This is a genomic window from Saccharothrix sp. CB00851, assembly GCF_001905065.1.
Classification (GTDB): domain Bacteria; phylum Actinomycetota; class Actinomycetes; order Mycobacteriales; family Pseudonocardiaceae; genus Actinosynnema.
The window spans coordinates 220,662-244,314 of sequence record NZ_LWLC01000034.1 but is presented as its reverse complement, the minus strand read 5'-3'; the positions used below and the strand labels follow the sequence as shown (position 1 = coordinate 244,314).

At 72.1% G+C, this 23,653-nt stretch carries 21 protein-coding genes; 15 read left to right on the top strand and 6 right to left on the bottom strand.

The genetic code is table 11. The annotated features are described in order from the left end of the window. The first annotated feature begins 81 nt into the window (after positions 1 to 81). The 3 genes from A6A25_RS29920 to A6A25_RS29910 all read left to right on the top strand — a co-directional run bounded on the left by A6A25_RS29920 (position 82) and on the right by A6A25_RS29910 (position 5,232). On the top strand, positions 82 to 1,224 hold the full coding sequence (locus A6A25_RS29920) for an exonuclease SbcCD subunit D (RefSeq protein ID WP_073896175.1): 1,143 nt from the start codon (positions 82 to 84) through the stop codon (positions 1,222 to 1,224). Then, positions 1,221 to 4,100: an AAA family ATPase gene (locus A6A25_RS29915; RefSeq protein WP_073895843.1), complete on the top strand. Its 2,880-nt coding sequence runs from the start codon at positions 1,221 to 1,223 to the stop codon at positions 4,098 to 4,100. Before A6A25_RS29920 ends, A6A25_RS29915 begins: the two co-directional genes overlap by 4 nt. A gap of 214 nt (positions 4,101 to 4,314) precedes the next feature. Then, the gene (locus A6A25_RS29910; RefSeq protein WP_073895841.1) at positions 4,315 to 5,232 is read left to right on the top strand and encodes a DUF346 domain-containing protein; all 918 of its coding nucleotides are present in this window, start codon (positions 4,315 to 4,317) and stop codon (positions 5,230 to 5,232) included. Positions 5,233 to 5,305: 73 nt separating this feature from the next. Here A6A25_RS29910 and A6A25_RS29905 read toward each other — a convergent pair whose 3' ends face one another. The 3 genes from A6A25_RS29905 to A6A25_RS29895 form a co-directional block, all read right to left on the bottom strand. Then, positions 5,306 to 8,158: an AfsR/SARP family transcriptional regulator gene (locus A6A25_RS29905; RefSeq protein ID WP_073895839.1), complete on the bottom strand. Its 2,853-nt coding sequence runs from the start codon at positions 8,156 to 8,158 to the stop codon at positions 5,306 to 5,308. 246 nt (positions 8,159 to 8,404) lie between these two features. After that, complete coding sequence (locus A6A25_RS29900) at positions 8,405 to 10,288, bottom strand: ABC transporter ATP-binding protein (RefSeq protein WP_073895837.1); 1,884 nt, start codon at positions 10,286 to 10,288, stop codon at positions 8,405 to 8,407. Between the two features lie 76 nt (positions 10,289 to 10,364). Next, entirely contained in the window at positions 10,365 to 10,868 is a 504-nt protein-coding gene (locus A6A25_RS29895; protein WP_073895835.1) for a hypothetical protein, read from the bottom strand. A 121-nt stretch (positions 10,869 to 10,989) separates the two neighbouring features. On the opposite strand from A6A25_RS29895, the gene A6A25_RS29890 reads away from it, so the two are divergent. Next, positions 10,990 to 11,853 carry a helix-turn-helix domain-containing protein gene (locus A6A25_RS29890; RefSeq protein ID WP_073895832.1) on the top strand — a complete coding sequence of 288 codons (864 nt, stop codon included), beginning with the start codon at positions 10,990 to 10,992 and terminating at the stop codon, positions 11,851 to 11,853. Continuing rightward, the gene (locus A6A25_RS29885; RefSeq protein ID WP_073895830.1) at positions 11,850 to 12,113 is read left to right on the top strand and encodes a DUF397 domain-containing protein; all 264 of its coding nucleotides are present in this window, start codon (positions 11,850 to 11,852) and stop codon (positions 12,111 to 12,113) included. Before A6A25_RS29890 ends, A6A25_RS29885 begins: the two co-directional genes overlap by 4 nt. A gap of 68 nt (positions 12,114 to 12,181) precedes the next feature. Here A6A25_RS29885 and A6A25_RS29880 read toward each other — a convergent pair whose 3' ends face one another. Next, the gene (locus A6A25_RS29880) at positions 12,182 to 13,126 is read right to left on the bottom strand and encodes a 4-hydroxy-3-methylbut-2-enyl diphosphate reductase (RefSeq protein WP_073895828.1); all 945 of its coding nucleotides are present in this window, start codon (positions 13,124 to 13,126) and stop codon (positions 12,182 to 12,184) included. A 64-nt stretch (positions 13,127 to 13,190) separates the two neighbouring features. On the opposite strand from A6A25_RS29880, the gene A6A25_RS29875 reads away from it, so the two are divergent. The 8 genes from A6A25_RS29875 to A6A25_RS29840 all read left to right on the top strand — a co-directional run bounded on the left by A6A25_RS29875 (position 13,191) and on the right by A6A25_RS29840 (position 18,801). After that, positions 13,191 to 13,673, top strand: coding sequence for a lipid droplet-associated protein (locus A6A25_RS29875; RefSeq protein ID WP_073895826.1), 483 nt, complete (start codon positions 13,191 to 13,193; stop codon positions 13,671 to 13,673). Further along, positions 13,670 to 14,968, top strand: coding sequence for an exodeoxyribonuclease VII large subunit (gene xseA, locus A6A25_RS29870; RefSeq protein WP_073895824.1), 1,299 nt, complete (start codon positions 13,670 to 13,672; stop codon positions 14,966 to 14,968). Before A6A25_RS29875 ends, xseA begins: the two co-directional genes overlap by 4 nt. Then, on the top strand, positions 14,949 to 15,356 hold the full coding sequence (locus A6A25_RS29865; RefSeq protein WP_143193489.1) for a sugar ABC transporter substrate-binding protein: 408 nt from the start codon (positions 14,949 to 14,951) through the stop codon (positions 15,354 to 15,356). The genes xseA and A6A25_RS29865 overlap by 20 nt, the downstream gene beginning before the upstream one ends. Continuing rightward, positions 15,353 to 15,562 (top strand): exodeoxyribonuclease VII small subunit, encoded by a 210-nt coding sequence (locus A6A25_RS29860; protein ID WP_053719410.1) that lies wholly within the window; start codon positions 15,353 to 15,355, stop codon positions 15,560 to 15,562. The genes A6A25_RS29865 and A6A25_RS29860 overlap by 4 nt, the downstream gene beginning before the upstream one ends. Positions 15,563 to 15,616: 54 nt before the next feature. Further along, a complete protein-coding gene (glpX, locus tag A6A25_RS29855; RefSeq protein WP_073895822.1) occupies positions 15,617 to 16,672 on the top strand; it encodes a class II fructose-bisphosphatase in 1,056 nt (351 codons plus the stop codon). 127 nt (positions 16,673 to 16,799) lie between these two features. Then, positions 16,800 to 17,567, top strand: coding sequence for a S1 family peptidase (locus tag A6A25_RS29850; protein WP_073895820.1), 768 nt, complete (start codon positions 16,800 to 16,802; stop codon positions 17,565 to 17,567). Positions 17,568 to 17,729: 162 nt separating this feature from the next. After that, positions 17,730 to 18,314, top strand: coding sequence for a L,D-transpeptidase (locus A6A25_RS44915; RefSeq protein WP_241828986.1), 585 nt, complete (start codon positions 17,730 to 17,732; stop codon positions 18,312 to 18,314). A gap of 55 nt (positions 18,315 to 18,369) precedes the next feature. Continuing rightward, positions 18,370 to 18,801 carry a L,D-transpeptidase gene (locus A6A25_RS29840; protein WP_073895816.1) on the top strand — a complete coding sequence of 144 codons (432 nt, stop codon included), beginning with the start codon at positions 18,370 to 18,372 and terminating at the stop codon, positions 18,799 to 18,801. Here the strand turns inward: A6A25_RS29840 and A6A25_RS29835 are convergent. Then, complete coding sequence (locus A6A25_RS29835) at positions 18,798 to 19,769, bottom strand: NAD(P)/FAD-dependent oxidoreductase (protein WP_073895814.1); 972 nt, start codon at positions 19,767 to 19,769, stop codon at positions 18,798 to 18,800. The genes A6A25_RS29840 and A6A25_RS29835 overlap by 4 nt on opposite strands. A gap of 64 nt (positions 19,770 to 19,833) precedes the next feature. Here A6A25_RS29835 and A6A25_RS29830 point away from each other — a divergent pair, with 64 nt between their 5' ends. Beyond that, entirely contained in the window at positions 19,834 to 21,225 is a 1,392-nt protein-coding gene (locus A6A25_RS29830; RefSeq protein ID WP_073895812.1) for a class II fumarate hydratase, read from the top strand. Positions 21,226 to 21,301: 76 nt separating this feature from the next. Here the strand turns inward: A6A25_RS29830 and A6A25_RS29825 are convergent, their stop codons facing one another. Next, positions 21,302 to 22,216, bottom strand: coding sequence for a DMT family transporter (locus A6A25_RS29825; protein WP_073896172.1), 915 nt, complete (start codon positions 22,214 to 22,216; stop codon positions 21,302 to 21,304). 47 nt (positions 22,217 to 22,263) lie between these two features. Between A6A25_RS29825 and pdxR the strand changes: the two genes are divergently transcribed. Further along, complete coding sequence (gene pdxR, locus A6A25_RS29820) at positions 22,264 to 23,631, top strand: MocR-like pyridoxine biosynthesis transcription factor PdxR (protein WP_073895810.1); 1,368 nt, start codon at positions 22,264 to 22,266, stop codon at positions 23,629 to 23,631. Positions 23,632 to 23,653: the final 22 nt, after the last annotated feature.

Sequence of the window (23,653 nt, the reverse complement as noted above, 5' to 3'; positions counted from 1 at the left end):
ACACGTGTCCGACCACACGTTCGAGCGACACGCCGAGTCGCTTGAACGATCAGAGCGCGCGCCGGCCCTAGCGTGGCCGACGTGTTGATCCTGCACACGTCCGACTGGCACGTGGGGCGCACCTTCCACGGCCGTGACCTGCTGCAAGAGCAGGAAGCGGTGCTCGGCGGCCTCGCCGACACCGTGTCGGACGAGCGGGTGGACGTGGTCGTGGTGGCGGGCGACCTGTTCGACCGGGCCGTGCCGAACGCGGAGGCGGTCGCGGTGTGCTCGCGCGTGCTCAAGCGGATCCGCGCGGCGGGCGCGAAGATCGTGATCACGCCGGGCAACCACGACTCGGCGGCCCGGCTGGGCTTCCTGGGCGCGTTCGCCGAGGCGGGTGGCCTGCACCTGCGGACCCGCGTGGCCGAGTTGCACGAGCCGGTGCTGTTGGCCGACGCGCACGGGCCGGTGGCGGTGTACGGGATCCCGTTCCTGGAGCCGGAGACGGCGCGGCACGCGTTGGGCGTGGAGGCCAAGGGGCACGGTGGCGTGCTGACCGAGGCGATGCGGCGGATCAAGGACGACCTGGCCGCGCGGCCGGGCACGCGGTCGGTCGTGATGGCGCACGCGTTCGTGACCGGCGGGGAGCCGTGCGAGTCGGAGCGCACCATCGCGGTGGGCGGTGTCCAGGACGTGTCCGGCGCGGTGTTCGCCGGCGTCGACTACGTGGCGCTGGGCCACCTGCACGGTCAGCAGACGTTGGCGGAGCACCTGCGGTACTCGGGCAGCCCGGTGGCGTACTCGTTCTCCGAGGCGCGGCACCACAAGTCGGTGTGGCTGGTCGAGTTGGGCGCGGACGGGCTGGCCGGGGTGGAACGGCGTGCGCTGCCGGTGCCGCGTGCGCTGTCGACGGTGAGCGGCGCTTTGGAAGACCTGTTGCTCGACCCGGACCACGAGCCGGTCGAGGACCACTTCCTGTCCGTCACGCTGACCGACCGGGTCCGGCCGCTGGACGCGTTGCGCCGCCTGCAGAAGCGGTTCCCGCACGCGGTGCACGTGGAGTGGCGGCCGGAGGGCGGGCGGACCGGTGAGCTGCGGTTCGCCGAACGGGTGCGCGGCCGCGGCGACGAGGAGATCGCCTGCTGCTTCATCGAGGACGTGCGCGGCGACCAGCCGAACCCGCGTGAGCTGGACCTGCTCCGCGAGGCGTTCGCCGCCGCCGCCCGGGAAGGGGAGTCGTGAAGCTGCACCGGTTGGCGGTCAGCGGGTTCGGCCCGTACGCGGGGCGCGAGGAGGTCGACTTCGACCTGCTCGGCGCGGACGGCTTGTTCCTGCTGCACGGCGACACCGGCGCGGGCAAGACGACGTTGCTGGACGCGGTGGCGTTCGCGCTGTTCGGCAAGGTGCCCGGCGCGCGCGGTGACGTGAAGCGGCTGCGGTGCGACTACGCCGACCGCGACACCCCGACGTACGTGGAGCTTGAGCTGACCGTGCGCGGCAGGCGGTTCCGGATCAAGCGCAGCCCCGAGTATGAGCGGCCGAAGAAGCGCGGCGACGGCGCGACCCGGCAGCAGGCGCAGGTGTCGTTGACGTGGGTCAGCGGGTGGACCGGCGAGGGGCACAGCCGCATCGACGACGTGGCCCGCGAGGTCGAGGGCCTGCTCGGGATGACCGCCGAGCAGTTCTTCCAGGTGGTGCTGCTGCCGCAGGGCGAGTTCGCCCGGTTCCTGCGCGCGGAGACCGCCGAGCGGGAGAAGTTGCTGGAGAAGCTGTTCGGCACCGAGCGGTTCCTGGACGTGGAGAAGTGGTTCCGGGACCGCCGCGCGGAACGCAGGCGCGAGGTGGTGCGGCTCGGCGAGGTGCACCGCAACCTGGTGCAGCGGGTCGCCGAGGCCGCGTTGGAGGAGCCGCCGGAGGGCGGTGGCGACCAGGAGTGGCTCAGCTCGCTGCTCAAGCGGCTGGACGAGGCCGAGCGGGAGGCCGACCAGCTCGCGGCCGAGGCGTCCGACCGGCGCGCGGTGGCCGAGCGGGACTGGCAGGAGGCACGGGCGCGGCACGAACGGGTGCGCCGGGTGCGTGAGGCGCGCCGCAACCTCGACCGGTACGCGGAGGTGGAGCCGAGCCTGCGGGCGTGGGTCGCCGAACGTGACGCGGCCAGGCAGGCGGCGGTCGTGGTGCCCGCGCAGGAACGCGCGGTGAAGCTGGCCGGTGAGCTGGACGCCGCCGTCGCCCACGAGCGGGCCGCCGCCGACGCGGTGGTCGTCCTCGGCTACCGGGGCGGCGACCTGCGCGGTGACGGCGAGCGCTTCCGCGAGGAGGCGGGCAGCCTGACCAGCCTGGCCGCCGACGCCGAGCGGCAGCGCGCCGACCAGCGGCGGATCGCGCAGCTGGACCGTGAGGTGGCCGCCACGTCACAGCAGCTGGCCACGCTGGTCACGCAGCTGGACGAGGTGCCGACCAGGCTGGCCGCCGCGAAGGCCGCGGTCGAGGAGTCGGTGGAGGCCGCGGCACGGTTGCCGCAGGTCTCGGGCCTGGCCGCCGCCGCGGTCGAGTTGCCGCGCGTCGAGCGGGCGTTCCGGGAGGCCGACGAGGTGCGCCGGGTCGCGGTGGACGCGCAGCAGAAGGCGCGGGAGACGTTGCTGCGGATCCGCCGGGAACGGCTGGACGGCATGGCGGTCGAGCTGGCCGGGCAGCTGCGCGCGGGCCACGAGTGCCCGGTGTGCGGTTCGGCCGAGCACCCGTCACCCGCGCAGCCGATGCTGAACGCCGTGACGGCGGTGGACGAGGAACGTGCCGCCGAGGAGGACCAGCGGGCGCTCGACCTGCGTCAACGGGCCGAGCAGGAGGCGCACCGGCTGGGCGAGCGGCTGGCGTTGCTGCGCGAGCAGCTGGGCGACCGGCCGCCGGCCGACCTGGACCGCGAGTACCGGTCCGTGGCCGCGCTGGCCGAACGGCTGGAGAGCAGGCAGGCGGAGCTGGCCGAGCTGGAGGCCAAGGTGCAGCGCGCGCTCGACCAGCGCGGCGCGCTGGAACGGGAGCTGGCCGAGGCGGGCGCGCAGCGGGCGCAGTTGGCGGAGGCGGTCGAGGAGCGTGGCGCGCGGCTGGAGGAGGCGCGCGGCGACTTCCCGGACGTGGTGACGCGCCGGGCGCACCTCAGCGACCTGGCCGACGCGGTGACCGAGCTGGCGACGCGCCGCGCGGCCGTGGTCGAGCACGAGGAACGCCTGGCCGACCAGCGGCTGGAGGTGTCGAGGCTGGCGTCGCTGGCCGGGTTCGCCGACGTGGCCGACGCCCTGGCCGCCGCCCGCCCGGCCACCGCCGTCGCCGAGCTGGAGACCCGGATCCGCGAGGTGGAGAAGACCCGGACCGCGGCCGAGAGCACGCTGGCCGAGCTGCCCGACACCGACCCGGACGCCGAGGTCGACGTGGCGGGCGCGGAGGAGCGGTTCCGGGTGGCGAGCGACCGCGCGACCGAGGGCGCGACGGCGTTGACGAACGCCCGCACGCGCGCCGCACGCGCCGCCGACCTGGCCGAGCAGCTGCGGGCCGCGTGGCTGCGGTTGGAGCCGGTGGAGGCCGAGTTCGCCGAGCTGGACGCGTTGACCGACGTGATCAACGGCCAGGGGCAGAACGCCAAGAACATGACCCTGCGCACCTACGTGCTGGCCGCCCGGCTGGAGGAGGTCGCGGTGGCCGCGGGTGCCCGGCTGGAGCGGATGAGCCAGGGCCGCTACCGGTTCGTGCACTCGATCGAGGCCGGGCCGCGCGGCACCAGGGGCGGGCTGGGCCTGGACGTGATGGACGACTACTCGGGGCAGCAGCGGCCGGCGAAGACGCTGTCCGGCGGCGAGTCGTTCCTGGCGTCGCTCGCCCTGGCGCTGGGCCTGGCGGACGTGGTCGCCGCGGGCGCCGTGCTGGACACGCTGTTCATCGACGAGGGCTTCGGCACGCTCGACGCCGAGACCTTGGAGCTGGTGATGACCACGTTGGACGAGCTGCGCGCCGGTGGCCGGGTCGTCGGCCTGGTCTCGCACGTGGAGGAGTTGCGGCAGCGCATCCCCACCCGGCTGCGCGTGCGCAAGGCCCGCGAGGGCTCCTCGCTGGAGCTGACGGCCTGACCCGTGCCCCTGCCACTAACAGGGGTCGCCCAGCAGTATTACCCACCTGAGAATAATTGACTTTCAGTGACCACCCGGCCGGGTGAAGCACAATTTCTGCGGAGACCCCGGGCCGGAGTGGACCAACGCTTTTTCAGCCATTGGGAAAGCCCGGTCCGATGCTAGATTCCCTCTTGTTCGACGTTTAAACATCGGACTTGGAGGGGATCTCCCGATGAATTCCTCATTCAGCAGGTTGTTGATCGCCGTGTTCTTCGCGGTGGTGTCCACGGGCGCCACCGCGGCCGCCGCCGAACCCGTCGCGCCCGCGGCGGAGGCGACGGACAGACAGTGGTCGGGCTGGACCGACATCGGCGGCGTGGCCACCTCCGGACCGGCCGTGTCGTCGTGGTCGGAGAACCGGCTCGACGTGTTCGTCCGCGGCACCGACTCGGCCGTGTGGCACCGGTGGTGGACCAGCGCGGGGTGGTCGGGCTGGGAGAGCCTCGGCGGCAACATCATCGACAACCCGGCCGCCGTCTCGTGGGGCCCGAACCGCATCGACCTGTTCGGCCGCGGCACCAACAACCACCTGTGGCACAAGTGGTGGAACGGCACGTCCTGGTCCGGCTGGGAAGACCTCGGTGGCATCATCACCGCAGGCCCGGCCGTGTCGTCGTGGTCGGCCGGTCGGCTCGACGTGTTCGCCAGGGGCTCCGACGGAGCGTTGTGGCACAAGTGGTGGAACGGCCAGTGGTCGACGTGGGAAAGCCTCGGCGGCGTGTTCATCGACAACCCGGCGGCCGTGTCGTGGGGCCCGAACCGCATCGACGTCTTCGTCGAGGGCCTGAACAACCACCTGTGGCACAAGTGGTGGAACGGCACGTCGTGGTCGGGCTGGGAAGACCTCGGCGGCGTCATCACCGCAGGCCCGGCGGTGTCGTCGTGGTCGGCCGGTCGGCTCGACGTGTTCGCCAAGGGCACCGACAACCGGCTCTGGCACAAGTGGTGGAACGGGTCGTCGTGGTCCGGCTGGGAAAACCTCGGCGGCGTTTTCCTGCACAACCCGGCGGCCGTGTCCTGGGGCCCGAACCGGATCGACGTGTTCGTCGAGGGCACCAACAACCACGTCTACCACAAAGCCTGGTACTGAGCCGGGCTGAATAACGCACGGCACACCTGCCCCCTTTTCCGCGTGCCGGGGAAGGGGGCACGTGCGCGCCCTTTCAGGACGAGCGCCGTGCATTCACCCCTTGGTTCACGCCGGGTGCACGGCGCGTCGCCACCAGCCGGTGCCGGCGGGCGTCGCCGGGCCTGCCCCAGGCCTCGTAGGCGCGGGCGAGACCGTCGTGGGCACGGGCCTCCTCGTGCCGGTCCCCCGTCCGACGGGTCAGCGCCAACGCCTCGTGGTGGTGCTCGACGGCACGCTTCAGGTCGCCGGTGGCGGTCGCCAGCTCGCCCAGGGTGTCGAGCACCTCGCACTCCAGGTCGCGGTTGCCGGTCGCCCGCGCGCCCGCGAGGGCTTCGCCGAGGTGCTTCGCGGCGACCTCCGGCCGGCCGAGCCCGAGGTGGACCAGCCCCAGGTTGGCCTGCAGGTGGTTCACCAGCGCGTGGTCGTTGTCGACGTCCGGCACCGCCGCCATGGCCAGCTCCATGTGCCGCAACGCCTCCGCGTACCGGCCCGACGCCTCGTGCACCAGCGCCAGGCTGCACAGCACGCCGGCTTCGCCGCGCCGGTTCCCGATGGCCCTGGCGATGGACAGCGCCTCCTCGAAGGTCCGCTGCGCGTCGTCGTGCCGGCCGAGGCGGCGCAGGACGACACCCAGGTTCTTCAGTGCCCGGCCGGTGAAGCTGACGTCACCGGTCTCCCGCCCGACCGCGACGGCCTGCTCGTGGTGCCGCAACGCCTCCCCGTAGCGCCCCAACCGCTCGCACGCCACGCCGAAACCGGTGAGCGCGAGCCCTTCCGCGACGCGGTCCGACCTCCTGCGGCCGGCGGCGAGCGCGTGCGTGTGCAGGGCGAGCGACTCGTCGTGGTAGCCGCGGACGTGGAAGTAGCGCCACAGCGTGCCGGACAGCTGCTCGGCGTGCTCGGCGTCGCCGTGGCCGGCCGCGTGCTCGGCGACCGCGAGGAGGTTCGCCCGCTCGGACTCCAGCCATGCCATCGCCTCGTCCCGGGTGGTCAGGCGGGTCGAGGGCGGTGCGGGCCGCCGGTCGGCCCGGTCGACCGGGTCGAACAGCACCATCGCCGCCGCCGCTTCGCGGACGTAGTGCTCCGCGAGGGCGTGCAGCGCCGCGTCCCGGTCGGCGTCCAGCTCGGCGGCGAGGCCGCGGGCGTAGGTGCGCAGCAGGTCGTGCATCTGGAACCGGCCGTCGGCCGTGCGCTCCACCAGGTGCGCCTGGACCAGGGCGTCGACGTGCCGGCGGGCCGTGACGTCGTCGGAGCCGGTCAGGGCGGCGATCGCGGTGATGCCGAGCTCGTGGCACGGGTGCGCACCCGACAGCCGGAACACCCGCGCGACCTCGGGGCCGAGGTGCCGGTAGGACCACGAGAACGCCGACCTCAGCGCCGCGTGGGGGTCGGCGTCGTCGTCCAGCCGGTCCAGGCGGTCCTGTTCGCGGGTCAGCTCGCGGCCGAGGTCCGCCAGCGACGACGAAGGACGGCCGCCGGCGAGTTCGGCGGCGAGCCGCAGGGCGAGCGGCAGCCTGGCGCACAGCTCGGCCAGCGCGTCCACCTCACGGGGTTCCGCCGCCGCCCGGTCGCCGATCAACGCGCACAGCAGGTCGTGCGCCTCGGCGTCGGGCAGGAGGTCCAGCGGCAGGCGGGTCGCGCCGTCCTTCGCGATCAGCCCGCGCAGCGAGTCACGGCTGGTCACCAGCACCAGGCAACCCGGCGACCCGGGCAGCAGCGGCCGGACCTGGGCGGCCGTGCGGGCGTTGTCGAGCACCACGAGCACCTGCCTGCCCGCCAGCAGCGACCGGAAGGTGGCGGACCGCTCGTCCAAGTCCTGCGGGATGTCCCGCGAGTCGACCCCGAGCGCGCGCAGGAAGCCGGATAACGCGTCACCCGGGCTGACCGGCAGGTCCGGGTCGTAGCCGCGCAGGTTCACGTAGAGCTGCCCGTCGGGGAACCGGTCGCGCACGCGGTGCGCCCAGTGGATCACCAGGGCGGTCTTGCCGACGCCCCCGGTGCCCGTGACGACGGCGATCGGCGGCGGCTGCCGGTCGTCGTCGGCGTGTAAGAGGAGGCGGTCGAGCCGTTGCAAGTGCTCGGCCCGTCCGGTGAACCCGACGACGGCGGCGGGCACCTGCGCGGGGCTCACCCACGGCGACGGGCCGGCCGCCGGGTGCACGTCCTGGTTGAGGACGGCGAGGTGCAGCCGGCGCAGCTCCTCGCCCGGCCGCACGCCCAGTTCCCGGTCGAGCAGGACGCGGCCCTCGTCGTAGACGTCCAGCGCCTCGGCCTGGCGGCCCGCCCGGTACAGCGCGGTCATCAGCGCGCCGCGCAAACGTTCGCGGAACGGGTGTTGCGCGACCAGCCCGGTGAGCGCGACCACCGCCTCCTCGTGCGACCCCAGGGCCGACAACGCCGAGGCGTGCCCTTCCAGCGCGGTCAGCCGGCGCTCGACCAGCCCGGCCCGGACGGTGTCGACGTCCGCTCCGGCCAGGTCGCCGAACGGGTCGCCGCGCCACAGCCGCAGCGCCTCGCCGAACGCCGACGCGGCCTGCCGGGGCAGGCCCGCGTCCGCGTGCCGCCGTCCCGCGCGGACCAGCTCCTCGAACCGGTGCGCGTCCAGCTCGCCGTCCGCCACCCGGACGCGGTAGCCGCCACGGCCGCCGTCGATCCGGTCGTCGGCGACCAGCCGGCGCAGCTTCCACACGTAGGTCTTGGTGTTCTGCTCCGCCGACGGCGGCGCGCCCTCCGGCCACAGCGCCTCGACCAGCCGCTCGACGCTCACCCACTCGCCCGCGTGCAGCAGCAGCGTGGCCAGCAGCACCCGCGGCTTCCGGGCGTCGACCGGGACCCGCGCACCGTCGGACCGCACGACGTCGACCGCGCCCAGGACCCGGAACAGCACTCGGCACACTCCCCAGCGCCGCGGCCGTCCCCACGGCCGAGGCGGTCCTGAACCTAGCGCAGTCGCACCGTCACCGGGTGTTGGACCGCCGATGTACCGGCGGTGTACCGGCGTGCCCCAGGCTGATCACGCGGGTCGCCGGCTGTGGCCTTCTTGGGGGTGGGTCACAGCCACGATCCCGCGGGGACCCCACGACCGGGTGCCGGGCGGCAACCTGCTCCCGTCGCCCGGTCGTGGTCTGCGGGCCTAGGACGCGAGCAGCCCGCCCCGGTACGCGGCGGCCTGCAGCTCGAACAGCTCGAAGTAGTGGCCCCGCAACGCCATCAGCTGCTCGTGCGTGCCCTGCTCGATGATCCGGCCCTGGTCGAGAACGACGATCCGGTCGGCGTTGCGGATGTTCGCCAGCCGGTGCGTCACCAGGACCGTGGTGCGCCGCGCGGTCGCCTCGCGCAGGCCTTCGAAGACCCGCGCCTCGGCCTTGGCGTCCAGCGCGGCGGTCGGCTCGTCGGCCACCAGCACCGCCGCGTCCCGGTACATGCCGCGCGCGATGCCCATCCGCTGCCACTGCCCGCCGGACAGGTCCTGCCCGTCGTTGAACTGCCGGGACAGCACGGTGTCCGGCCCTGCGGGCAGCGTGGCCAGCACCTCGTCCGCGCCCGACTTGGCCACCGCCTCCCGCCACGCCTCGTCGTCCTCGCGCTCCAGCCTGCCGACCGTCACGTTGTGCCGCGCGGTCATCGGCCACTGCGCCGGGTCCTGCGCGATCACCGCGATCGACGAGTGCACCGAGTGCGGGTCGGCCTCGGCCAGGTCGACGCCGTCCCACGCGACCGTGCCCGACGACGCCGGGTACAGGCCGGTCAGCACCTTGCCGAGGGTCGTCTTGCCCGACCCGTTCTCCCCCACCAGCGCGATGACCTCGCCCTTGGCCACGGTCAGGTTCACGTCCCGCAGCGCGGGCCTCGGCGCGCCCGGGTAGGTGAACGAGACGTCGGTCAGCGTGATCCGCTCCGGGTCCTCCGGCGCCTTGACCGGTGAGCTGCCCTGCGCCCGTTCCGCGCCCTCGACCAGCAGCTTGCGGTAGAAGTCGATGTAGAACGAGTCCTCGTACAGCGAGTTGACCGCGCGCGTGGTCGACGCGAGCGACGAGAACCCGGTGCGCATGGCCAGCACCGCTGTGCCCGCCAACGCCAACTCCATGCCGCCGGTGTGCAGGAGGAAGCCCAGCACGACGTAGGCGATGGCCGTGCCGACGCCCGCGAGCCCGCGCCCGGTCAGCCGCACCAGGTTCGTGCGGTGGGCCATCCGGATCTCGTCGGCCATCAGGCTGTCCGCGATGCGCCGGTGCTCGGCGAGCAGGCGTTCCTGCAGCGTCAGGGCGTGCCGTTCCAGCGCGAAGTCGCGGTCGGTGGCGACCTCCTCGACCACGCCCTTGCGGGTGTTGCGGGTCACCGAGTCGAGGAAGTGCTCGTAGCGCAGCTTCGAGGCCCGCGCCGACGCCCAGGCGTTCGCGAACGCGGCCAGCAGCAGCGCCGGACCCAGCCACGGGTTGAGCAGCGCGACCGTCACCACCGCCGCGACCAGCGAGATGCCGCCCGACAGCAGCTCCGCCAGGTACCGGAGGCTGCTCTCCAGCGAACGGACACCGCGCCGACCGCCCTGACGGGCCAGCTCGCGGAAGTCGGCGTCCTCGAACGCGAGCAGCTGTGCCCGCACGAGCACCGCCGTCACCTCGTCGTTCGCCTCACGCGTGACCCTCGGCCGCAACGAACTCTCCACCGCCGCGACCGCCGTGTCGAGCAGTGCCCGGACCACGAACGACCCCACCACCACCGCCAGGGCGGGCAACGCCTCCACCACCCGCTGTGGTGTGGGACCGTCACGCAGCAGCGCGGAGAACACGTCGGCCGTCGCCAACAACCCGAACGCCGTGACCGCGCCGGACAACACGTGCACCACGCCCGCCATCAGCGTGAGGCGGGGCGACGTGCGCCAGGCGAGCCGAACCACCATCCCCACCGCCGACGGCAGGCTCTTGAGGGCCTTGCCCAAGCTCACCGACGTCTCACCACGACGACGGGCCCACTTGGGGGTGGCGACGTTCTCCACCCCGATCAGCACGGTGCTCATCGTTCCAGCAAACGCGAACTTCCCCGTCCCGCCAACCACTTACGCCGTCAGCGCAGCCCAACCCAGCGACCGGTCGTCAGGTCAACGCGGGCTCCTCGCTCCTCTCCGCGCTCGCTCCGGCGACCCTGGCCGCGTCGGCTGCCCGCGTGGCCTCCTCGGCGGCTTCCTCGGCGGAGTCCATCGCCACGCCCGCGGCTCGTGCGGCTTGCCTGGCCTGGTCGGCGGCCTCGATCGCGGTACGGGCTGCGCGGCGGGCCCGCTCGGCCTGCTCGGTGGCTCCGGCACGCTCGGCCGCCTCGACCTGTGCCAACGCCCGTTCGCCCGCCGTCCGCGCCTGCACTCCCGCGTCGAACGTGTCGTAGACGAGCGTTTCCGCCGCCTCGACCTGCGCCATGTCACCCAACGCGGTCGTGGTCTGCTCGCGCAACGCCTCCACGTGTTCCCGCGTGAGGACGATCTCGATCGCGTCACCCACCGTGAGGAACGCCGTCTTGTCCAGACTCCCGCGCAAGTGCACCGGAACCCCGGTCTCCAGCTTCAGCCCGAGGCTCGTCACGACACCTTCCGACACCCAGCTCACCTGATCAACTCCTCATGTGGGAATCTTGCCCAGCGCGGTTACTTCGTCACTCACCGCTATGGATCAGGTTACTCTGTAACCAACTACTGTCTAGCCCTACGATCGGGTGAAGGAATTCCTCTTGGCCCTCTCGACCACACCCACGGTGCTCCGCCGCTACATCGCGTTCGAGCTGCGACGCCTGCGCGAGAACGCGGGCAAGAGCCAGCTCGACGCCGGGAAGCGGCTGGACACGTCGAAGTCCCGCATCACGCACTTCGAATCGGGCCGGAACCTGCCGAAGCTGACCGACGTCGAGCTGCTGTTGCCGTTCTACGGCGCGGAGGACTTGGTCTCCGGCTTCCGCGAGCTGATCGTGCAGGCCCGCACCGCCGCTCCCGTCTTCGAGTGGGACGAGTCGATGACCCTGCCGCCAGGCTTCGACCTCTACCTCGGCCTGGAGCAAGGCGCGAGCCGGATCGTGTCCTACGACGCCATGATCGTCATGGGCATCCTCCAGTGTGAGCCGTATGCCGAGGCACTATTCCGGGGCCACGATCCCGGTCTGCCTGAAGCCGAAATCCAGCGCCAGCTCGGCCTTCGCCTGCGACGTCAGGACGCCCTCGACCGGGAGGAGTCGCCACTGGAGCTGGTTGCCGTGATCGACGAGGCCGTCCTGCACAGGCGGATCGGCGGGGCGCAAGTGCTCGGCCAACAGCTGGACCACCTGCTGAAAGCGGCCGAGCGGCCGAACATCACGATCAGGGTGCTGCCCTACAGCGTGGGCGTGCATCCGGCTCTGCACGGACCGTTCATCGTCCTCGAGTTCCCGATCGAACGTGATCCGGGCGTCGTCTACGTGGAAGATCGGATCGGCGGTCGCTACAGGGACGATACTGAGGAGATCGACGAGTACGCCGCTGTCGTGGGCAGGCTGCTGGAGCTGGCGCTCCCCGAATCGGAGTCGGCGTCGATGATCCACGAGGTTCGAGGGGAGTTGAGTTGACCACCAACTGGTCATGGCGGAAGTCGTCCCGATCGGCAACGAGCGGCGCGTGCGTCGAGATCGGCTGGTCGTGGCGGAAGTCATCACGATCAGCGACGAGCGGAGATTGCGTCGAGATCGGCACCAGCGTCCAGACGGCGTCGGTCGGTGTGCGGGACAGCAAGTTGGGTGAGGGCAGCCCGATCCTGACGTTCGCGCCCGGCACGATGGCCGCGTTCGTCACCGCCGCCAAGAACGGCGGGTTCGACGGCTCGGCGTGACAAGCGCACCAACCACGAAGCGCCCCCGCCGACCGGCGTGGGGCGCTTCGCATCGAAGTAGGCGATACCTAGCGGACCATGTCCTTGCGCAGTTCGCGGGGCAGGGCGAAGGCGATCTTCTCGTTCGCCGTGGTGATCTCCTCGACGTCGCCGTAGCCCTGCGTCGCCAGGAACTCCAGCAGCTCCATCACCAGGATGTCCGGCACGGACGCGCCCGAGGTCACGCCGACCGTCGTCACGCCCTCCAGCCACGCCGGGTCGACCTCACGGGCGTAGTCGATCAGGTACGACGCCTTCGCGCCCGCCTGCAACGCCACCTCGACCAGCCGCACCGAGTTGGACGAGTTCTTCGACCCGACCACCAGCACCAGGTCGCACTCCGGCGCCATCGTCTTCACCGCGGTCTGCCGGTTGGACGTGGCGTAGCAGATGTCGTCCGACGGGGGTTCCTGGAGATCCGGGAACCGCTCCTGCAGCTGCCGCACCCGCACCATCGTCTCGTCCACGGAGAGCGTGGTCTGGGAGAGCCACACCACCTTGGACGGATCGCGGACCACGACCTTGTCGACGTCCTCGGCGGTGTCCACGAGCTGGATGTGCGAGGGCGCCTCGCCGTACGTGCCCTCGACCTCCTCGTGTCCTTCGTGGCCGATGAGCAGGATGTCGTAGTCCTCGCGGGCGAACCGCTTGGCCTCGTTGTGGACCTTCGTCACCAGCGGGCAGGTGGCGTCGATCGTCCTCAGCCCGCGATCGGCCGCCTCCTGGTGCACGGCCGGCGACACGCCGTGCGCCGAGAACACCACGAGCGCGCCCTCGGGCACCTCGTCGGTCTCGTCCACGAAGATCGCGCCGCGCCGGGACAGCGTCTCCACGACGTGCTTGTTGTGGACGATCTCCTTGCGCACGTAGACCGGGGCGCCGTACTGCTCCAGCGCCTTCTCCACGGTCACGACGGCACGGTCCACGCCGGCGCAGTAGCCACGCGGCTTGGCCAGGAGCACTCGCTTGTCCATGACCACCAGGGTACGGCGTGCCGGATGTAGGCATCCGACGGCCGACTGCGGCAGGCTGTAGGGCATGAAGCCACTGCCCCTGACCGTCCGCCTCGCCGCGGGACTGGCGGTCACCGCCGTCGAGCAGGCCCGGAAGCTCCCGGGTCAACTCGCGGGCCTGCCGGTCACCGTGGTCAGTGAGGCCCTGCAGCTGTCCATGCGCGTGCAGCAGCGGGTGACGGAACTCGCAATCAAGGGTGACGACGTGCTGTCCGTGCTGCGGCCGGTGGAGCAGGAACCCGAGTGGGCGACGTTCGACGAGGACGAGCCGGAGCCCGAGGTCCACGCCGAGGACCCGTGGGCGGAGGAGGAGCAGGCGCTGGCCGCCGAGCCGCCCGCCGTGCTGCCGAACTACGACGAGCTGTCGTTGGCGCAGCTCAGGGCACGTCTGCGCACCCTGACCGCGGAAGACCTCGAAGAGCTGCTGGCGCACGAGCGCACGCACGCGGCCCGGCCCGAGTTCACCGGCATGCTCACCCGCCGCATCGCGAACCTCAAGCAGCAGTGAGTGAGGAGAAGTCCAGCCCGGAGAACCCGTGGCCGGTGCGGACGGTCGCGCGCAAGATCTTCGACTGGATCAACCGGCTCGGCGACGTGTGGGTCGAGGGCCAGGTCACGCAGCTGAGCGCGCGTCCGGGCACGGCGACGGCGTTCCTCACCCTGCGTGACCCGTCGGTGGACATGTCGATGCAGCTGACCGCGCCGGTGGGCATGGTGCGCGAGTTGCAGCTCACCGAGGGCAGCCGGGTGGTGGTGCACGGCAAGCCGAACTTCTTCCCCAACCGCGGCACGCTGAGCCTGCGCGTGGACGAGATCCGGCAGGTCGGCATCGGCGAGCTGCTGGCCCGCATCGAACGGCTGCGCAAGCTGCTCAACGCGGAGGGCCTGTTCGACCCGCGTCGCAAGCGCAAGCCACCGTTCCTGCCGAACAAGATCGGCCTCATCACGGGCCGCGCGTCCGCCGCCGAACGGGACGTGCTGACCAACGCGCACGCCCGCTGGCCGGGTGCCCGGTTCCGGGTGGTCAACGTCGCGGTGCAGGGTGCACTGGCCGTGCCGCAGATCCTCACCGCACTGTCGACTCTGGACCGTGACGCCGAAGTGGACGTCATCGTGCTGGCCCGCGGCGGCGGCAGCGTGGAGGACCTGCTGCCGTTCTCCGACGAGGCGCTGTGCCGGGCGGTGGCGCAGTGCCGCACGCCGGTGCTGTCCGCGATCGGGCACGAGCCGGACACCCCGCTGGTCGACCACGTGGCGGACGTGCGCTGTTCGACGCCGACCGACGCCGGCAAACGGGTGGTTCCGGACGTGGCGGAGGAAGGCGAGCGGATCCGCCAACTGCGCGACCGCAGCAGGCGCGCCCTGCACGGCTGGGTGGACCGCGAGCGCAAGCTGCTCGCCGCGCTGCGCACGCGACCAGCGCTTTCCGACCCGTACGGCCCGCTGGACCGGCGTGCGGAGGACGTGGACCGCTTGCGGGAACGGGCTCGGCGCGCGGTGCGGAACCGTCTCGATTCAGAGACCGCGGGCCTGACCGCGACCACGGCGCGCTTGACGACCCTCGGGCCTGCCGCCACGCTGGCGCGGGGGTATGCGGTGGTCCAGCTCGTCACCCCCGACGGGGTCGACGGAGTACTCCGGTCGACCTCCCAAGCTCCCGCGGGCACCCAGCTGAGGGTGCGCGTGGCCGACGGCGCCGTGCACGCGATCGTCACCGCCGGCGGGGACGGCGATCGGACAACCGCCGACGGAGCCGGCGACGAGGCCCAAGAAGGAGGCCGTGGTGCCGAACCCGGCACGTGAGCCCACGTTCCTGCCGTTGACGATGGCCGCCGCGGGCGCGGCCGACGACGAGGGTGCCGTCACCGTGCGCGACCGGGCCGAGTCCGCGGACCGGGCCGCCGCCGACTGCTGGCTGTCGCTGGTGGCCGGCTGCACGTCCGGCAGGCAGACGTTGATCAACCGGCTGCACGACCTGTCCGAGGCGACCTCCGGCTACGCCGGGATGCGCTGGTGGCTGGGCCACGGCTCGGTCCACCGGCGGCGCGTCGCGGACGCCGAGCACCGCATCGACGACGCGGTGCGGGAGGGTGACGGCGCGGAGTTCGCCGAGGCGTTCATCGGCTACGACCAGGCGGTCGCGACCGTCGTGGTGCACGTCCAGAACCGATTGGGGAAGTTGTCCACGTGAGCGAGCCGGGCTACGAGCAGGCCAGGGACGAGCTGGTGGAGGTGGTCCGCAGGCTGGAGGCGGGCGGCCTGTCGCTGGAGGAGTCGCTGGCGCTGTGGGAACGCGGCGAGGCCCTGGCGAAGACCTGTGAGCGGCAGCTCGCGGGCGCCCGGGAACGGATCGATCAAGCACTCAGTGTGACCGAGGAGGACGTGGCCGAGGCCTGACGACGTGCGAGGATTGCTTACCGCCCGGTAATCGCAGTCCCTGGAGGAGCACTCATGGTCACAGGCAGCAGCCAGTCCGAGCGCCGTCGCGAGGCACCTGACCGGAACCTCGCGCTGGAGCTCGTCCGGGTGACCGAGGCGGCGGCGATGGCTGCCGGGCGCTGGGTCGGCCGCGGCGACAAGAACGGCGGCGACGGCGCGGCGGTGGACGCCATGCGCAAGCTGATCGGCACCGTGTCCATGCGGGGCGTCGTGGTGATCGGCGAGGGCGAGAAGGACGAGGCGCCCATGCTCTACAACGGCGAGCAGGTCGGCGACGGCAACGGCCCCGAGTGCGACGTGGCGGTCGACCCGATCGACGGCACCACGTTGATGGCCAAGGGCATGCCGAACGCGCTGGCGGTGCTCGCGGTGGCCGAGCGGGGCGCGATGTTCGACCCGTCGGCCGTGTTCTACATGGAGAAGCTCGCCACCGGGCCGGAGGCGGCGGACGTCATCGACATCACCGCTCCCATCGCGGAGAACATCCGCCGGGTCGCGAAGGCCAAGCACAGCGACGTCTCCGACGTGACGGTGTGCATCCTGGACCGGCCCCGGCACGAGTCGCTGGTGGGCGAGGTGCGCGCGGCAGGAGCCCGGATCCACTTCATCTCCGACGGTGACGTGGCGGGCGCGATCTCGGCGGCCCGGCCGAACACCGGCATCGACCTGCTGGTCGGCATCGGCGGCACGCCCGAGGGGATCATCGCGGCGGCGGCGCTGAAGTGCATGGGCGGCACGATCCAGGCCAAGCTGTGGCCGAAGGACGACGAGGAGCGGCAGAAGGCGCTGGACGCGGGCCACGACCTGGACCGCGTGCTGCTGACCGACGACCTGGTGCGCGGCGACAACGTGTTCTTCTGCGCGACCGGCGTCACGGACGGCGACCTGGTGCGCGGCGTGCACTACCGGGCGGGCGGCTGCACGACGCAGTCGATCGTGATGCGGTCGAAGTCCGGCACGGTGCGGATGATCGACGGCTTCCACCGGCTGACCAAGCTGCGCGAGTACTCGTCGGTCGACTTCGACATCCCGCCCACGGGCGAGGACGCGCTGCCGCCGCTGCCGTAGGTCCTACCCTGCGCTGTCAACTGTGAACCGTGCGTTACCGGCCGATCGGCTGTGGTGATCACGCCGCGTTCATCCCTAGTTTCCGATCCGTCCCCGTGCACCCTGCGCCGGGGACGGAGAGGAAGCGATGAAGGTTCGTACCCTGTTCACCGCCTTCGCGGTGGCGGTCGGCGCGGCACTCGCCTCGGCGGCCGGGGCGGCGGCGGCCCCGGCGACCGACGGCGGCGTCACCCCGTTCATCGTGGGCGGCGGCAACGCCACGCAGACGTACTCGTGGATGGTCTCCCTGCAGAGCACCACGGGTAGCCACTTCTGCGGCGGCTCGCTGATCAAGGCCAACTGGGTCGTCACGGCCAAGCACTGCGTGCAAGGCCGGTCGGCGTCCTCGATCCGGGCGCGCATCGGCACGACCAACCGCACCAGCGGCGGCACGGTCGCGTCCGGCGCCCAGGTGATCACCCACCGGTCGTACGACATCGCGCTGGTGCGCCTGGCCACCTCGGTGAGCCAGACGCCGATCGCGGTGGCGTCCACGTCAGGTCCGGTCGGCACGGCCACCCGCATCATCGGCTGGGGCCAGACCTGCGCCCCGCGCGGTGCCTGCGGCGCCCCGATCACGCTCCAGGAGCTGAACACGTCGATCGTGTCGGACAGCCGCTGCCTGGGCATCTACGGCTCGGTGGAGATCTGCACGAACAACCCGAACGGCAACTCGGGCGCCTGCTACGGCGACTCGGGCGGCCCGCAGGTCAAGTCCGTGAACGGCGGGTGGCAGCTGATCGGCGCCACCAGCCGCGCGGGCAACAACAGCTCCACCTGCGCCACCGGTCCGTCGATCTACATGGACGTGCCGGCGTTCCGCTCGTGGATCAGCCAGTACGCGGGCGCGGTCTAAAGACCCCGTTCTCGTGTTCGAAGGGCCGTCCCTCCTCCGGGTGGGGCGGCCCTTCCCGATTCGTTATCGAAGGGCCTGCAACCAGGGGCTACCAGGTGGCGTCTCCAGGATCAGTACACAGCACGATCTCTGGGGGGATGCGCGATGCGCAGAGCAGCACTGGTGGCAATCGCTTTGCTGGCAACGGCTTGCGGGACGTCCGAGGCTTCCGGCCCGGCCGCGTCCACACCTTCTCCGGCCTCTTCGACCTCTACTCCGTCCTCCGCCGCACCGACGTCGGAGCCGTCCGTCCCCGCGCCCACTCCCGCGCCCACTCCCGAGCCCGCGCCGCCGACCGAGACCACGAAGACGCCGGACCCGCAGCCCGCGCCGCCGCCTCCGCCGGTCACCGTGCCCGGCACTCCGTGCGACATCACCTCGGGCGCGTGCGTGCGGCTGTCGACCAACGAGTCGTGGCTGATCAGCGGCGGCCGGATCAGCTACGGGCCGGTGCCGACGACGTCCGGGATGCCCGGCTACGAGACGCCCGTCGGCTACTTCTCGGTGCTGTGGAAGGTGCGGGACGACTGGAGCATCCCCTACAACGGGCCGATGCCGTTCTCCACGTACTTCGTCGGCAACGGCATCGCGTTCCACGAGGGCAGCCTCACGGAGAAGTCCCACGGCTGCATCCACCTGTCACGCGAAGCGGCGGCGAAGTACTTCGAAACCCTCCAGGTGGGTGACCAGGTTCAGGTCGCACCCTGACAGTGAGTGTTCGATCGACTCGGACGGGGTAACCGGGGGTCGAGGAGTGATAGCGATGAGGAAGACGCTCGGCACGACGGCGTTAGCCGCGGCGGCCTTGACCTTCGGCCTCACGGCTCCCGCTTCCGCTTCGACCGGCACGCCGTGCTCCGTGCAGAACGGCGCGTGCGTGCAGTTGTCCACCAACCAGGCGTGGCTGATCTACCAGGGCAACGCCAGCTACGGCCCCGTCCGGGTGTCCCACGGGATGCCCGGCTACGAGACCCCGGTCGGCACGTACCCCGTGCTGCGCAAGGTGAAGGACGACTGGAGCGTGCCCTACAACGGGCCGATGCCCAACGCGGTGTACTTCACCGCGAACGGCATCGCGTTCCACCAGGGTGACACGAACACCCAGTCGCACGGCTGCGTCCGCCTGGGACCACAGGAGTCGTTGGTGTTCTACGACAACCTGTTCCCGGGCGAACAAGTCCAGGTAGTGCCTTAAGTCGCGTTGCTGGAGTGCCCCGGGAACAGGTGGGCCTCGGGGTTGAGCAGCACGGCGACGTTGTTGACCGCGGTGGCGGCCTCGCCGAACCCGGTGGCGATCAGCTTGACCTTGCCGGGGTAGTGGGCGACGTCGCCCGCCGCGTAGACGCGATCCCGGGCGGTGCGCATGGTGGTGTCCACCAGCACCGCCCGGTGGTCCAGCTCCAGGCCCCACGACTCGATCGGGCCCAGGTCGGCGGTGAAGCCCAGCGCCGCGACCACGGTCTGCGCGGGCAGCACCTTGCGGTCGCCGCCCTTGATGCCCAGCTCCACCTCGGCCAGGTCCGGGTCGCCGCGCAGTTCGAGCACCTCGGCGTCTGTGATGATCTCCACGCCCAGCTCGCGGACCTGCCGCACGGTCGGCGGGTGCGCCCGGAACGTCGAACGCCGGTGCACCAGCGTGACGCTGGCCGCGATCGGGTGCAGCGCGAGCGCCCAGTCGAACGCCGAGTCGCCGCCGCCGACCACCACCACGTCCTGGCCGGTGTGCACGTTGAGCTTGGGCACGAAGTGCACCATGCCCCGGTCCAGCCAGCCGTCGCCCGCGGGCAGCGGCCGCGGCCGGAACTCGCCGATGCCCGCCGTGATCAGCACCGCGCCCGCCCGCACCACGCCGCCGTCGGCCAGCCCGACCTCCAGCCGACCGTCCACATCGGACAACGTGCGGGCCTGCCTGCCGAGCAGGTACGTCGGATTCCACTGGTCCGCCTGCTGCACGAGCGCGCTCACCAGCTCGCGCCCGCGCACCGCCGGGAACCCCGCCACGTCGAAGATCATCTTCTCCGGGTACATCGCGGTGATCTGGCCGCCCGCCTCCGGCAGCGCGTCGACCAGCGCGACGGACAGGTCCCGGAACCCCGCGTAGTACGCCGCGAACAGCCCCGTGGGGCCCGCACCGACGATCAGCAGATCGACCTCAAGCTCCATCCTTCGACCATAGGTGTTCCAGCCCACTGTGCCCAGTAAGGCCAGCCAGTCCAAACTCGGTGGTATGGCTGAACAGGAGTACCGCGTCGAGCACGACACCATGGGCGAGGTCAGGGTGCCGGCGGACGCGCTGTGGCGTGCGCAGACGCAGCGCGCGGTGGAGAACTTCCCGATCTCCGGGCGTGGCCTGGAGCGCGCCCAGATCCGCGCGCTGGGCCTGCTCAAGGCCGCCGCGGCGCGGGTGAACGAGCGGCTGGGGGTACTGGAACCCGAAGTCGCCGCGGCCATCGCCTCGGCCGCAGACGCCGTCGCGGCGGGCGAGCACGACGCGCACTTCCCGGTGGACGTGTTCCAGACCGGGTCCGGCACGTCGTCGAACATGAACGCCAACGAGGTCATCGCCACCCTCGCCACCCGCGCGCTGGGCCGCGAGGTGCACCCGAACGACCACGTCAACGCCTCGCAGTCGTCCAACGACACGTTCCCGACCACGCTGCGCGTCGCCGCCACCGAGGCCGTGGCGCGCGAGGTCATCCCGGCGCTGGAGCACCTCGCCGACGTGCTGGACGCCCGTGCCGCCGACTGGACATCACTGGTGAAGTCCGGTCGCACGCACCTGATGGACGCCGTGCCGATCACGCTGGGCCAGGAGGCGGGCGCGTGGGCGACGCAGGTCCGCTACGGCGTCGAGCGCCTGACGTCGTCACTCCCCCGGCTGGCGGAGCTGCCGATCGGCGGCACGGCCGTGGGCAGCGGCCTGAACGCCCCGGCGGGATTCGGGGCGGCGGTGTCGGCCGAACTGGCGTCCGTCACGGGCCTGCCGCTGACCGAGGCGCGCGACCACTTCGAGGCGCAGGCCACGCAGGACGGCGTGGTCGAGGTCTCCGGCCAGCTCCGCGCCACCGCCGTGGGCCTCTACAAGATCGCGAACGACCTGCGGTGGCTGGGCTCCGGCCCGCGCACCGGCCTCGGCGAGCTGGCGCTGCCGGACCTGCAGCCGGGCTCGTCGATCATGCCGGGCAAGGTGAACCCGGTGATCTCCGAGGCCACGATGATGGTGGTGGCGCAGGTCATCGGCAACGACGCGGCGGTGGCGTTCGCCGGGTCGCAGGGCAACTTCCAGCTGAACGTGATGCTGCCGGTGATCGCCCGCAACGTGCTGGAGTCCGCGCGCCTGCTCGCCGCCGTCGCCCGCCTGCTCGCCGACAAGGTCCTGACCGGCGCAGAGCCGCAGGTCGAGCGGATGCGCGAGTACGCCGAGTCCTCGCCCTCCATCGTGACCCCCCTCAACCGCTACCTGGGTTACGAGGAAGCGGCCTCGATCGCCAAGCAGTCCCTCCGCGAGCGCAAGACCATCCGCGAGGTCGTCCTGGAACGCGGCCACGTCCCCTCGAAACTCTCCGAAGCCGACCTCGACCACGCCCTCGACGTCCTCCGCATGGCCAACCCCCACTGACCACGAGAGTCGTACGTTCGGAACGCGTGTGTCCTACGTTCGCGTCGCGCGTGTCCTACGTTCAGGACCCCTGAATTCAACGCTCAGAACGCGCGACCTGGACGTTCGGCTCGACCAGGGGTGGGCGGTCGACCTCGGCCGCCCGCCCCCGCAGCCCGATCACGCACCCCACCGCCACGGCGACCGCACCCGCCAACCCCACCACCGTCAACGCCTGCGCCCCCAACGCAACCGACGCCACCAACCCGGCCACCGGCATCAGCCCGATCAGCACCCCGGCCCGGTCCGCACCCAACCGCGCCACCGCGAAGTACCAGAGCCCGAACGCCACCGCCGTCAGCACGATCCCCAGCACCACCAGCGCCACCCCCTCGCGCACCGTCGGCACCTGCCACCCGCCGACCACCGTCCCCAGCACCCCACCGACCACCGCCGCGATCAGGCAGCACCACGTCGCCACCGCCAACCCGCCCAACCGCCGCACCACACCCACCGCGAACAGCGTGAACGACGCCTCACCGGCCATCGTCAACAACGCCAGCAGCAGCCCCGGCCCGTGCCACGACCCACCGCCGGACAGCACCACCACCCCACCGACCACGGCCACCGCGCCCACCACCGCCGCACCGGACGGCTTGCGCCCCGCCAGCAACGGCGCCACCAGCGCCAGCACCAGCGGGCTCGCACCCAGCACGGCCGCCACGAACCCCGGCTCGGCGTACCGCTGCGCGTAGAGCACGCACGCGTTGAACCCGAGCATCCCCGTCGCCACCAGCCCGACCAGCGGGAACCAGTCCCGCCGACCCGGCACCGGCAGCCGCCCACCGCGCGCGTAGATCCACCCGAGCAGCGCCACCGCGCCCAGCGCGTACCGCATCGCCTGCCCCGTGAGCAGCGGATACCCCTGGAGCATGCCGGTCACCGGCACGGACGCGCCCACGATCACCGACGACATCGCGCCCGCGGCGATCGCGGTTCTGCCGTTTCTCATGCCCAGCACTCTCCGCGACCAGTGGTCCAGGTTTAAGCTCCACTTCGATGCCTGCCAACTGGACCACTTACCGTGAGCTCCTCCTCCCCGCCCCGAACGGACGGCGCGCGGTGGAGTCCGAGCTGCGTCGCGCGGTGCGGGACGGGCGGCTCGCGCCGGGCACCCGCCTGCCGTCCAGCCGCGACCTGGCCGCCCAGCTCGGCGTCGCCCGCGGCACGGTCACGTCCGCGTACGCGCAGCTCATCGGCGAGGGCTACCTGACCGCACGACGCGGCTCGGGCACCACCGTGACGGCCGCCTGCACGTGGCCCTGCCCGGCCGCCGCACCCGAACCCGCCCCGAGGTTCCGGTACGACCTGAAGCCCGGCGTGCCCGCGTTGAGCGCGTTCCCGCGCGACGAGTGGATGCAGGCGCAGAAGTCGGCGCTGGCGGACCTGTCCACCGACGACCTCGGCTACCCCGACCCGGCCGGTTTCGGCCCGTTGCGGCGCGAGCTGGCGGACTACCTGGGTCGGGTGCGCGCGGTGGCGGCACGACCGTCCGAAGTGGTCGTGACGAACGGCGCGGCGGAGGGGATCTCGTTGCTCGGCCGGGTCCTGCACGCGGCCGGGCACCGGAGCGTGGCGGTGGAGGAGCCGAGCCACTTCGGTGCCGCGGAGATGCTGGCGTCGCACGGGCTGGCCATCCGGCCGATCCCGGTCGACTCGGACGGGCTCCGCGTGGACGTTCTGTCCACATCGGACTGCCGTGCGGTGGTCGTCACGGCGGCGCACCAGTTCCCGTTGGGGGTCGTGCTGCATCCGTCGCGTCGGCGCGCGCTGCTGGAGTGGGCGCGCGCGTGCGACGGGGTGGTGGTGGAGGACGACTACGACGCCGAACACCGCTACGACCGGCCGGCGTTGGGCGCGATGCAGGCGCTCGACCCGACGCGGGTGGTGTACCAGGGCAGTGCGAGCAAGGTGCTCGCACCCGCGTTGCGGCTGGGGTGGCTGGTGCTGCCGCCGTCGATGCGCGACGTCGTGGTGGACCGCAAGCGGTTGGACGACCTCGGCACGGGCACGCTGCACCAGGCCGCGTTCGCCCGGCTGCTCGGCACCGGCGGGTACGACCGGCACCTGCGCCGAACCCGTCAGCTGTACCGGGCGCGGCGGGACGCGTTGCTGGCCGAGCTGCGGGTCGTGCTGCCGGAGTGGGAGCCGATCGGGGTGGCGGCCGGGTTGCACGTGGTCGTGCGGCTGCCGGCGGGGACGGACGACGTGGCGTTGCAGGAGCGGCTGGCGCGGCGCGGGGTGAACGCGCCGGCGTTGGCCCGGTACGCGCGCACGCCGACGTTCCCCGGGCTGGTGCTCGGGTACGCGGCGCTGACCCCGGACCGGCTGCGGGAGGCCGTGCGGGAACTGCGCGCGGCCGCCTGACCGGTTTTCGGCTGAGCCGGTT